General features: G+C 67.0%; 8 protein-coding genes. 3 read left to right on the top strand and 5 right to left on the bottom strand.

Going from position 1 to position 11,834, the window contains the following annotated elements; all coding sequences use genetic code 11:
- Positions 1–71 precede the first annotated feature (71 nt).
- The 3 genes from ACFPPA_RS15230 to ACFPPA_RS15220 all read right to left on the bottom strand — a co-directional run bounded on the left by ACFPPA_RS15230 (position 72) and on the right by ACFPPA_RS15220 (position 4,722).
- Positions 72–518 (bottom strand): response regulator, encoded by a 447-nt coding sequence (locus ACFPPA_RS15230; RefSeq protein WP_377321408.1) that lies wholly within the window; start codon positions 516–518, stop codon positions 72–74.
- Between the two features lie 9 nt (positions 519–527).
- A complete protein-coding gene (locus ACFPPA_RS15225; protein ID WP_377321406.1) occupies positions 528–2,309 on the bottom strand; it encodes a sensor histidine kinase in 1,782 nt (593 codons plus the stop codon).
- A gap of 91 nt (positions 2,310–2,400) precedes the next feature.
- Positions 2,401–4,722: a GH92 family glycosyl hydrolase gene (locus ACFPPA_RS15220; protein WP_377321404.1), complete on the bottom strand. Its 2,322-nt coding sequence runs from the start codon at positions 4,720–4,722 to the stop codon at positions 2,401–2,403.
- A 246-nt stretch (positions 4,723–4,968) separates the two neighbouring features.
- On the opposite strand from ACFPPA_RS15220, the gene ACFPPA_RS15215 reads away from it, so the two are divergent.
- From ACFPPA_RS15215 to ACFPPA_RS15205, 3 genes are all read left to right on the top strand, one after another.
- Positions 4,969–6,201, top strand: coding sequence for a sugar MFS transporter (locus tag ACFPPA_RS15215; protein WP_377321724.1), 1,233 nt, complete (start codon positions 4,969–4,971; stop codon positions 6,199–6,201).
- A gap of 63 nt (positions 6,202–6,264) precedes the next feature.
- Positions 6,265–7,239 (top strand): carbohydrate kinase family protein, encoded by a 975-nt coding sequence (locus tag ACFPPA_RS15210; protein ID WP_377321402.1) that lies wholly within the window; start codon positions 6,265–6,267, stop codon positions 7,237–7,239.
- A complete protein-coding gene (locus ACFPPA_RS15205) occupies positions 7,236–8,462 on the top strand; it encodes an AGE family epimerase/isomerase (RefSeq protein ID WP_377321400.1) in 1,227 nt (408 codons plus the stop codon). The genes ACFPPA_RS15210 and ACFPPA_RS15205 overlap by 4 nt, the downstream gene beginning before the upstream one ends.
- A 50-nt stretch (positions 8,463–8,512) precedes the next feature.
- On the opposite strand, the gene ACFPPA_RS15200 is transcribed toward ACFPPA_RS15205, so the two are convergent.
- Positions 8,513–9,892, bottom strand: coding sequence for a sigma-54-dependent transcriptional regulator (locus ACFPPA_RS15200; protein ID WP_377321398.1), 1,380 nt, complete (start codon positions 9,890–9,892; stop codon positions 8,513–8,515).
- Positions 9,893–9,902: 10 nt separating this feature from the next.
- Positions 9,903–11,660, bottom strand: a complete 1,758-nt coding sequence (locus tag ACFPPA_RS15195; RefSeq protein WP_377321396.1) for a sensor histidine kinase — start codon at positions 11,658–11,660, stop codon at positions 9,903–9,905.
- Positions 11,661–11,834: the final 174 nt, after the last annotated feature.

The raw sequence follows: 11,834 nt of genomic DNA, 5'->3' as shown, positions 1-11,834 counted from the left end.
CTGGCACCCGTCGCTCGTGCGAGCTGCAACAGACCGGCGCATTCCACTGCTGGAACGACATCATGACATCATCAATCCCGCTCGGGCGCTTCGTTGAGTACCGCCCAGAACTGCCCCAGCGTACGCACCGCATCGAAGAACTGATCCACGTCGACCGGTTTGATCACATAGGCGTTGGCGCCCAGGTCCCAGCTGCGCGCCAGGTCGCTTTCCTCGTTCGACGAGGACAGGATCACCACCGGAATCCGCCGCATCCGCTCATCGGCACGCATGTGGGTGAGCACATCCAGCCCGTTCATGCGCGGCATCTTGATGTCCAGCAGCACCACCGCCGGATATCCCGGCGCGCGCGACGCCCACGCGCCACGCGCATGCAGGTAGTCCATGCACTCGACGCCGTCCTCCACGTGCACCACCGGGTTGGCCAGATGCGCCTCGCGCAGCGCGTCCAGCGCCATCTCCGCATCGGCCATGCTGTCTTCCACCAGCAGGATGGTGCGCAACTCTTTCCCGTTCATGCTCGACTCTCAGGTACTTGCCCCGGCCGTATCGGTGGCCGGCAGCGAAAAATGGAAACGGGCACCCTTCCCGGGTTCGCCCTCGGCCCAGACGCGACCGCCATGGCGAGCCACGATCCGTCGAACATTCGCCAGGCCGATGCCGTTGCCGGGAAATTCCGACGCGCGATGCAGGCGCTGGAATACGCCGAACAGCTTGTCCGCATACTGCATGTCGAAACCGGCGCCATTGTCGGCCACCGTGAATTCATAGTCGCCCTTTGGGCCCTGCCGCACGCTTACCTCGATGCGCGCCACCTCACACTGGCCGGTGTACTTCACCGCATTGCCGAGCAGGTTCTGCCATACCGTCCGCAGCATGTTCGCATCGCCGATGACCATCGGCAACGCGGCGACGGTCCATACGATACGCCGCCCCTCCAGACCCGACTCGGCCAGCGCACGCGCCTCCTCGACCACCGACTGCATGTCCACGGCCTGCAGGCGCAGCGGGCCGCGTCCCAGCCGTGAGAACACCAGCAGGTCGTCGATCAGCTGGGCCATGCGCTGGGCCGAACTGCCGATGACCTCGATGTAGTGGCCGGCCTTGTCGTCGATGCGGTCGCCCAGATGCTGCTCCAGCTTGCGCACGAAGCCCGAAACATGGCGCAGCGGCGCGCGCAGGTCATGCGACACCGAATAACTGAACGCCTCCAGTTCACGGTTGATGTCCGAGATCTGGCTGACCTTGCCCTCGAGCTGGCGATTGAGCTCGTTCACCTTCTGCTCGGCCAGCGCGCGCACGGTGACGTCGCTCACCGTCACCAGCAGGGCCAGTTCGTCGCTGTCCTGCTGCTGCAGCCGGCGCGCATTGATCACCACGTGCCGATCCAGGCCATCGACGGTGCGCTGCACGGTGTCGTAATCCCACAGCTCGCGATCGCGCAGCAACACGTCCCTGAGCCGCTGCAGCAGCATGCTGTCGCTCCAGGCGCCGTTGCCGATCTCCTCCAGCGGCTTCGACTGCTGCTGCAGGTCGCCGCCGTACAGTTCACTGAAGGCATTGTTTACCAGCAGGCTGTTCAGGTTCGCATCGAATAGCGCGATCGGTTCGCGCACCGCCTGGAAGATCAGGCGGGAACGCTGCACCGCGCGACCCTCGCGGCTTTCCGCCTGTTGCCGCTGGCCGATCTGCCGCTCGGAGGCAATCACGATGATCGCCAGCAACACCAGCTGCGCCAGCGCGGTGATCGTCAGCACCAGCCGGTTGTTGGAGGTCTGCCGGGAGGCCGCCGCCTGCCGGGCACTCAGCAGGTTTTGCTCGTTCTGCACGATGCTGGTGATCTGGGCATCGATGCCGAACAGGTCGTCGGCATCGCGCAGCGACTGCCGCGCGCCCGGGACATTGTTCTGCTGCAAGCGCACGAGCGCCTGGTTCATCAGCGTGAGGTGACCGGCGACGCTGTTTCCCAACGATCCGATCAGCGTTTGCTGATCGGGGTTGTCACGGGTCGTCATGCGCAGTTGCCGCAGCAGCGTGGGGACTTCCGTGCCGGCATGCCCGGCGCGACGCCGGGTGGCCTCATCGGCATCGCCGGCCAGCAGCCGGTAACTCGCCGCCTCGCTGTCGTGCACGACATAGGCGATCTGGTAGGCGAGCGATTTCACCACGGTCGAATGGTTGACCCAGGCGTTGGCCCGCAAGGTGTCGCGGGTACTGATCCGCGTCACCAGATAGGGCAGGCCGACGATGATCAGGATGGCCAGCAGCAAGCCCGCGGTGCGCCAGCGAAAGATGCCCCTGATTTTCATGCCGCATGCCGCATGGGCGGACTCTTCGTGGATAGGGACCGGATCATTCTGGCATGTTTTCGTCGCTTGTCCGCGGCTGACCGCGTAGCGCTCAGCGGCCGGCGCCTCCTGCCGGGGCCGCCCGCGCCGATGCCACGTTTCCGCGCGCCCGGTCCGGCTCGACCTGCATGCTGAAGTGAAGTTCGCCACCGGCCAGAATCTCGGCGTGATGCAGCCAGCGGCGATCCAGCGGCCGGCCGTTCAGGGTCAGCCTGCCCACGTAGGGATGCGCATCGTCGAGCGGCGACGCGCTGACCGTGAACGTATGGCCGTTCTCCAGATGCAGCGTGGCGCGCTTCACGAACGGGCGGCCGATCGCGTACTCATCGCTGCCCGGCGTCACCGGATAGAAGCCCAGCGCGGTGAACACGTACCAGGCCGACATCTGGCCGAGGTCGTCGTTGCCGCTCAGGCCATCCGGCCGCGGCGCGTACTGGCTGTCCATGATCTGCTTCAGGCGCTGCTGGGTCTTCCACGGCGCGCCGGCATAGTCGTAGAGGTAGGCGATGTGGTGACTGGGCTCGTTGCCGTGCGCATACCAGCCGATCAGGCCGGTGATGTCCTCGACGTTCTTGAAATGGGCGGCATCGACCTTGACGTCGAACAGCTGGTCGAGCTTGGCGATGAACTTCGCATCGCCGCCCATCGCCTGGATCAGCCCGGGCACGTCCTGCGGCACGTACCAGGAGTATTGCCACGCATTGCCTTCGGTGTAGTCACTGCCATAGCCGGCGAAGGTCGGGTCGAACGGTTCGCGAAACTTGCCGTCGCTCAGGCGGGCGCGCATGAAACCGGTCTTCGGATCCCACGTGTTGCGCCAGTTGGCCGCGCGCCTGCGGAAGGTGTCGGCGATCGCGGTCCGCCCCATTGCCGTGGCCATCTGCGCCAGCGACCAGTCGTCGTAGGCATATTCCAGCGTCTTGGACGCGGCCTCCGGCTCCTTGTCGATCGGCACGTAACCGAGCTTCATGTAATCGCCCAGGTCGCCGTACGGCTTGTAGGTGGCGCTGGCGACCATGGCCCTCAGCGCCGCGTCCGCATCGAAGCCGCGCACGCCCTTCACGTACGCATCGGCGATCACCGGCACCGCGTGGTAGCCGATCATGCACCACGTCTCCAGCCCCTGGTACGCCCACACCGGCAGGATGCCGAACGGGCTGGCCTCGCGCGCAGCGATCAGCGAGCGGATGAAGTCGGTGCTGTGGCCGGGATTGAGCAGCACCATCAGCGGCTGCTGCGCGCGATACACGTCCCACAGCGACCATGTCGAGTAGAACTCGAAACCCTGCGCCCGATGCACCGCATGATCCGGGCCGCGGTAGTCGCCGTTGACGTCCATGCTCAGCGTGGGCGACAGCATCGCGTGATACAGCGCGGTATAGAACATCGTGCGCGCCGGCTTCGGCGCATCGACGTCGATCACCGCCAGCGCCTTGTTCCATGCCGCCGTGGCCTCGGCATGACGGGCATCGAAATCCCAGCCCGAACCCTCCTGATCGAGATTTGCCACCGCGTTCGCCGCACTCACCGGCGAGATCGCCACCTTCACTTCCAGCGGCTGCCTCAGCTTGCCGAAATCGAACACGCCGACCAGCGCGCGGCCGTTCTGCGCATCGGCATCCTCGGCCTGGTGGCCGGGACCGCTGAAGCCCTTGTAGGGCAGATCGGTCTCGCGGTCGTACAGCTCGCGCGAGCGCATCGGCTGCGAGAAACGCATCGCAAAGCAGAGCTCGCGCCCCGGCGCCCAGCCCCGCGTGGTACGGCAGCCGGTGACCGTGCCGTCCGTGTGCACACGCAAGCTGGCCCACAGCACCTTGCCGGGGTAGTCGTAGATGCTCGGGCGCAGGTCCAGCAGCACGTGCGCCGGCCGGTTCGCGGGAAACGTGTAGCGATGCCAGCCGATCCGGCGTCCCGCGGTGAGTTCGGCGCGCACGCCGTAGTCGCTCAGGGTCACCGCGTAATAGCCCGCCTGCACCACTTCGCTGGCGTGCGAAAAGCGCGAGCGGTAGCCGCTGCCCGGTTTGGCCGGATCACCGGGATCGAGCTTCACCGCGCCGGCGATCGGCATCACCAGCACGTCGCCCAGATCCGAATGACCGGAACCGGAGAAGTGCGTATGCGAGAAACCCATGATGCTGCTGTCGCCGTATTGGTAGCCGGCCGCCCACTTGTACGCATGCCTGAAATCCGGCATCGCGGTGTCCGGCGACAACTGGATCATGCCGAACGGCACGGTGGCGCCGGGAAAGGTGTGGCCGTCGCCGCCGGTACCGATGCGCGGATCGACGTCGGTCGCGTGACCGGTGGCCGCGGCCGCCGGGCCGCTGAGCGCGAGCGCCAGCGGCAGCAGGAACAGGAGATTGATTCGTGGCATCGAGCGTCTCTTCACTGGCCGGGCAAAAGCTGACGGTAGCACTGCGCACCGGCATGTTGCACCGCGCGATTGGCAGAGGCATGAAAACGGTTACATTGCCCCGGTTGCCGGCCCGTTCTTCTCGCCGCCAGCCACCTCCAACCTCCGACCCGGGAAATCACCATGGCTTTTGCCGCTCCGCCCACTCCCACGTCCGCGACCACGCCGGGCACCGGCGCCGCCCGCGAACGCTACACCGACAATCCGATGGCAATGGGCGTGCTCACCACGATCTTCTTCATGTGGGGCTTCCTGACCTGCCTCAACGACATCCTGATCCCGCACCTGAAGTCGAGCTTCCAGCTCAACTACACCGAAGTGATGCTGGTGCAGTTCACCTTCTTCGGCGCGTATTTCCTGATGGCGATGCCGGCCGGCCGGCTGGTCGCGGCACTGGGCTACAAGAAGGGCATCGTGGCCGGGCTGGCCATCGCGGGCGTGGGCGCACTGGGCTTCTGGCCCGCCGCTGGCCTGCATCTGTACCCGGCGTTCCTCGGCGCGCTGTTCGTGCTGGCCACCGGCATCACCGTGCTGCAGGTGGCCGCCAACCCCTATGTGGCCCTGCTCGGTCCGGAGAAGACCAGCTCCAGCCGGCTGACCCTGGCCCAGGCGCTCAATTCGTTCGGCACCTTCCTCGCGCCGTGGTTCGGTGGACTGCTGATCCTTTCCAACGTGGTCAAGAATCCGGCCGAGCTGGCCGCACTCGCCCCGACCGACCAACTGGCCTACCAGACCCAGCAGGCCCAAGCCGTGCAGGGCCCCTATATCGGGCTGGCGGTGGTGCTGTTCCTGCTGGCGGTGTTCGTCTGGCTGTTCCGCCTGCCCGCGCTCACCGAGGCCACCGACAAGGGCGACCACGCGCGCCACGGTTTCGTCGAGGTGCTGCGCCATCCGCACGTGCTGTTCGGCGTGCTCGGCATCTTCTTCTACGTCGGGGCCGAGGTGTCGATCGGCAGCTTCATGGTCAACTACCTGTCGATGCCGGACATCGGCCACATGAGCGAACAGCAAGCCGCGAAGTACGTGTCGTACTACTGGCTTGGCGCAATGATCGGCCGCTTCATCGGTTCGGCGCTGATGGCGAAGATCTCGCCGCGCAAGCTGCTGGCCACGTTTGCGGCGATCAACGCGCTGCTGGTGGCCACCACCATGCTGAGCACCGGCAATGTGGCGATGGTCAGCATCATCGCGATCGGCCTGTTCAACTCGATCATGTTCCCGACCATCTTCGCGCTCGGCATCGAGCGGCTGGGACCGATGACCAGCAAGGCGTCGAGCCTGCTGATCATGGCCATCGTGGGCGGCGCGATCGTGCCGTTCGTGCAGGGCGTGTTCGCCGACCATATCGGGCTGCAACATGCGTTCTTCCTGCCGCTGCTGTGCTACCTGTACATCGTGTTCTACGGCCTCAGCGGCTCGCGGATCCGCACCGTCGAATAAGTCGGACCAGGTGGGGGCGCCACGGCGCCCCGCCGTTTCTTCGTTCCAGGACAACACATCACCATGCGACCGATTCTGTGTTTCGGCGAGGCGCTGATCGATTTCCATGCCGACGGCAGCGATGAGCACGGCTTTGCGCGGCAGTTCGTGCCGTTCGCCGGTGGCGCACCGGCGAACGTGGCGGTGGCGGCCGCGCGGCTCGGCGGCGTGGCCCGCTTCGCCGGCATGCTGGCGAACGACCGCTTCGGCGATTTCCTGCTCGACAGCCTGCAGCGCGCCGGGGTCGGCACCGACGACGTGGCGCGCACCGACGCGGCCAACACCGCGCTGGCCTTCGTCACGCTGGATGCGCACGGCGAACGCAGCTTCAGCTTCTATCGGGGGCCGTCGGCCGACCTGCTGTTCCGCGCCGGGCATTTCCGCGAGCAGGCGTTTCGCGGCATCGCCCTGTTCCACGTCTGCTCCAACAGCATGACCGAACCGGCGCTGGCCGCGACCACCCGTGAAGGCATGCAGCGCGCCCACGGGGCCGGTGCGCTGGTCAGCTTCGACCTGAACCTGCGCCCCGCGCTGTGGCCCGCCGGGGTCGATCCGCTGCCGCTGGTCTGGCCGGCCCTGCACCTGGCCGATGTGGTGAAGCTGAGCGCCGAGGAATTCGCCTGGCTGGCGGTGGATGGCGAGCAGGCGGCGCTGGACCGGCTGTGGCTGGGCCGCACCCGCCTGCTGGTGGTGACCGACGGCGCACGGCCGCTGCGCTGGTTCCATCCCGATGCCGAAGGCGAGTTGCCCGGTTATGCCGTCAGCGTGGTCGACGCCACCGCCGCCGGCGATGCGTTCGTGGGTGGTCTGCTGTGCTGCCTGGCCGAACTCGAACCCACACCGGGACGGATCGACCAGCTGGTGGGCGAACTGCCGCGCCTGCACGCCATGCTGCGCTTCGCCGCCGCCTGCGGCGCGCTCACAGTGACGCGCCAGGGCTCGTTCGCGGCGATGCCCCGCGGCGACGAGGTGCTGGCCTTCATGGAGCAGCAGGCATGAACGCGATACCGCCGGCACCGGACTTCCATTCCACCGCCTTCCTGCGCGGGCACATCGCGCAGACCATGGCGTTCTACCACCCGCGCGCGATCGACCCGGCCGGTGGCTTCTTCCACTATTTCAAGGACGACGGCACGATCTACGATCGCCGCCACCGCCATCTGGTCAGCAGCACGCGCTTCGTCTTCAACTACGCGATGGCGGCGATCGAGTTCGCCGAGGACCCGGCCTCCAGCGGCGCCTACCTCGAGGCCGCACGACACGGCCTGCGTTACCTGCGCGAGGTGCATCGCGATCCGCAGGGCGGCGGCTACGCCTGGACCATCCTCGACGGCCAGCCGGACGATCGCACCAACCACGCCTATGGCGTGGCGTTCGTGCTGCTCGCCTACGCCACCGCGCACAAGGCCGGCATCACCGAAGCCGCGGCCTGGATGGACGAGACCTGGCAGTTGCTGGAGCAGCGCTACTGGGATGCCGCGGCCGGGCTGTACCGCGACGAGGCCGATGCCGACTGGCAGTTCAGCGACTATCGCGGCCAGAACGCGAACATGCACATGTGCGAGGCGATGCTGGCCGCCTACCAGGCCAGCGACGAGCCACGCTATCTGGAGCGCGCGCTGACCCTGGCCGACCACATCACCCGCCGCCAGGCGGCCCAGGCCGACGGCCTGGTGTGGGAACACTACGACCGCGACTGGAACATCGACTGGGACTACCACCGCGACGATCCGAAGCACCTGTTCCGGCCGTGGGGTTTCCAGCCCGGCCACCAGACCGAATGGGCCAAGCTGCTGCTGATCCTGGAGCCGCTGCTGCTCGAACGCGGACGCGAGGAAGACTGGCTGCTGCCGACCGCGATGAAGCTGTTCGACACCGCGCTGGCGCGCGCCTGGGACGACCGCCACGGCGGCATCTGCTACGGCTTCGCGCCGGATGGCAGCGTCTGCGACGACGACAAGTATTTCTGGGTGCAGGCCGAGTCGCTGGTCGCCGCCGCGCTGCTGCACGCACGCACCGGCCTGGCCGTCTACGACGAGTGGTACGGGAAGTTGTGGGCGTACGCCTGGGAACACTTCATCGATCACCGCCACGGCGCCTGGTATCGCATCCTCACGGTCGACAACCGCAAGCTCGACGACGAGAAGAGTCCCGCCGGCAAGACCGACTATCACACCATGGGCGCCTGCCACGAGTTGCTGCGGGTATTGCCGGGACGCTGACCGCGGCCCGAGGGCATGCGTTCGCCGGGATTCCGCCAGCGACGCGATGCTCAGCCGCCCTGCAGGTCCTGGCGCTTGAGCTTGTACCAGAGCGCCCGCTCGCTGATTTCAAGCGCCCTCGCGGCGGCGGCCTTGTTGTTTCCGCTGCGTTTCAGGGCTTCCTCGATGAGCTGCCGCTCCAGCGCTTCGACGTGAACCTTCATGGAAAGCGATGCCGGCATGTCGCCCGACGGCAGGGCGTCATTCGACCGGACCGCTTCCACCGGCCGCGCGAGCTCGGCGGGAAAATGCCCGGCCGTGATCTCCTCGCCGGTGCAAAGCACGACCGCGCGCTCGATCAGGTTTTCCAGTTCGCGGACATTGCCGGGCCAGGCGTAACCCTCCAGCCGCCGGAGTGCTTCCGGCCCCAGCCGGGGTGCACGGCGTCCCAGTTCGCGCGAGTACTTCTGCAGGAATTGATCGGCCAGCAACGGGATGTCTCCGGCCCGTTCGCGCAGCAGCGGCACGTCGATCCGCACCACGTTGAGGCGGAAATACAGATCGCGGCGCAGTGCACCCGCATCGACCGCCTGCGCCGGGTCGCGGTTGGTCGCGGCGATCACGCGCAGGTCCACCTCGATGGCGGCATTCGAGCCGAGCCGTTCGATCGTGCCCTCCTGCAGTACGCGCAGCAGCTTGGCCTGCAGGGCCAGCGGCATCTCGGTGATCTCGTCGAGGAAGATCGTGCCGCCGCCGGACAGTTCGCACTTGCCGATGCGTTCGCGCACGGCACCGGTGAACGCGCCCTTGGCATGGCCGAACAGCTCGCTCTCGAGCAACTCGGCGGGAATCGCGGCGCAGTTGATCGGCACGAACAGGCCACTGCGGCCGGAGGCCTGGTGCAGCGCCCTGGCCACCAGCTCCTTGCCGGTGCCCGTCTCGCCGACGATGAAGATATTGCTGCGCGCCGGCGCCACCTGCTGGATCAGGCGATAGAGCTCCTGCATCGGCCGACTGATGCCGATGAACTCGCCCCAGCCGCGGGAAAGTTCGTCCTTCAGGAAGCGGTTCTCGCGCTGCACCGCCTGCATCGCCAGCACGCGCGTCACGGCCAGCTCCATCGTATCCATCTCGAACGGCCGGATGATGTAATCGGCGGCGCCCAGCTTCATCGCGGCCACCGCGGTCTCGATCGTGCCGTAGGCGGTGAGCACGATCACCGGCACGTCGTCCCCGCGTTCCCTCAGCGCATTGAGCAGGGCGATGCCGTCCATCCGCGGCATGCGCAGGTCGGTCAGCACCAGATCGAACGAACCGCTCTCGATCGCGGCCAGCGCTTCCACGCCATCGGCAGCCTGCTCGACGTGGTGGCCCATGTGCTTCAGCGAAAGCTCGAGGATGCGCCGCATCTTCGCTTCGTTGTCCACCACGAGAATCCGCTTGACGTTCATCATCCGCCGCCTATGGCTGTTCGAACCGCAGGTTGAACGCGGCGCCGCCCCACGTGCTCTCGCTGACGCTGATCTCGCCACCGTGCACCTGCACGATCTGCTGCACGATGGTCAGGCCCAGCCCGATGCCGCCCTCGCGCCGGCTGAAGAAAGGGTCGAAGATACTCTGGCGCAGCGCTTCCGGCACGCCCGGGCCATCATCCACGACGCTGATCCACAGGGCGCTGGCGTCGCGGTACGTGCTGACCGCCACACGTCCCCCCGGAGAGACGAAGGACAGCGCATTGAGGATCAGGTTCAACAGCACCTGCATCATCTGCTCGCGATCGCAATCGAGCACCATCTCGAACGGGGCGAAATCGCGCGTCAATGCCACGCCCGCGTTCGCGGCCCGCGGCGCCAGCAGGCCAAGGACGTTGTCGATGATCGCGTGCAGGTCATGCGGCCGGAAGTCCGGTGGCGTGGGGCGCGCGCACTCCAGCAGCATCGTCACCAGCCGGTCGAGACGCTCGGTCTCGCTGAGGATGAAGCCGATCAGTTCGCGCTCCTTCTCGCCCAGATCGGGCTGCCGCTGCAGCAGCTGGGCGGAGCTGCGCACGATGCCCATCGGCGTGCGCACCTCGTGCGCCATGATCGCCGCCATTTCGCCCACCACCGCCAGCTTTCCCGCGCGCACGATCTGCTCGCGCGACCGCTCGAGTGCCGCGATCATCTCGACGTAGGCGTGATGCAGCTCCTCCACTTCGACGATGGTGGTGGCCGGCACCGCGGGCAGCTGCGCCTCGCCCTGGCGAAAGCGGCGGGTGAATTCGGTCAGAGCGACGATCGGTCGCGATATGCGATTGGCGAGGCGCGAGGAAATCCAGATCCCCGCCAGCAGGGTCACCAGCAGCACGGCCAGCATGGCCCAGAGCAGGTGCCATATCGGCCCGAACGAGACCGCCGTCGGCTCCACCATCACGATGTGCCAGCCCAGCCCGCGGTATTGCTGGTAGCCGCCGGACGTCGCCGCGCCGACCAGCAGTTCGCCGTAGCCGAGCGCGCGACCGTCGTGGATATAGGAAACCGTCCCCTCGCCCGGCAGGGTCCAGCGCCGAAGCTGCAGTCGACCGACGTCAGGCCGGTTGCGCAGCGCGCGGGAGACGGCCATCACCCGACCATCGTGATCGAGCAGCAGCAGGTTGCGCGACCCGGTGCCGACGGCCTCGTCGAGCAGGCCCTGGATCGCGTCCCAGTCGATCAGCACGTAGAGGTAGCCGATCGTTCCGCCGCCGAACGCGTTCGGAATCGACGTGCGCAGCAGCACCGCCTCGCCTTGGCGACCATGCACCGGCGCGATGGAGACGCTGTCCAGACGTTGCCCCGGTATCGGCTGCCAGACCGGCGCGGCAGGCGCCTGCCGACCGATCAGCGCCGGGTCGCTCGCCGCCACGATGCGCCCGGTCGGGTCGGTACACAGCAGCGACCGATACACCGTGCCCTGCCCTGCGCGCAGGTCGGAGAGAAAGTGCGAGAGACGCTTGTCCACGTCGTTGACCCGGATGTCCTGCATCACTTCCAGGCCGCGCCATACCCGCATGTTTTCCACATGCGAGAACATGAACGTATCGATGCGCTGCATCACCGTGCTGGCACCGAACTGCAGATTGCCGGCAATCTCGGACTGCAATGCCTGGCGGAACTGGTAGAACGACAGCACGCCCACCACGGTCACGGTGCCGAGCAGCATCCAGACAAGAAGCCGCAGCAGGGCCGATCGTGTGGTCACGGCGCGGACCCGCCGATGGCGATGGAGAAGCGATGGGCCATGGTTGCCGAGAGGAATCCGAACAACGCCGGCCGGGCAGGCATGCTGCCGGCGTTCACCCCGTCCAGTGTGGCCGAGGCGACGCGCCGCCGGCAAGCGCACACAGGCGCGCCTTTGCCGGCGGTGACGCAATGC

This window comes from Rhodanobacter ginsengisoli, assembly GCF_042657065.1.
Classification (GTDB): Bacteria; Pseudomonadota; Gammaproteobacteria; order Xanthomonadales; family Rhodanobacteraceae; genus Rhodanobacter; species Rhodanobacter ginsengisoli.
This window is presented reverse-complemented; position numbering and strand designations above follow the sequence as displayed.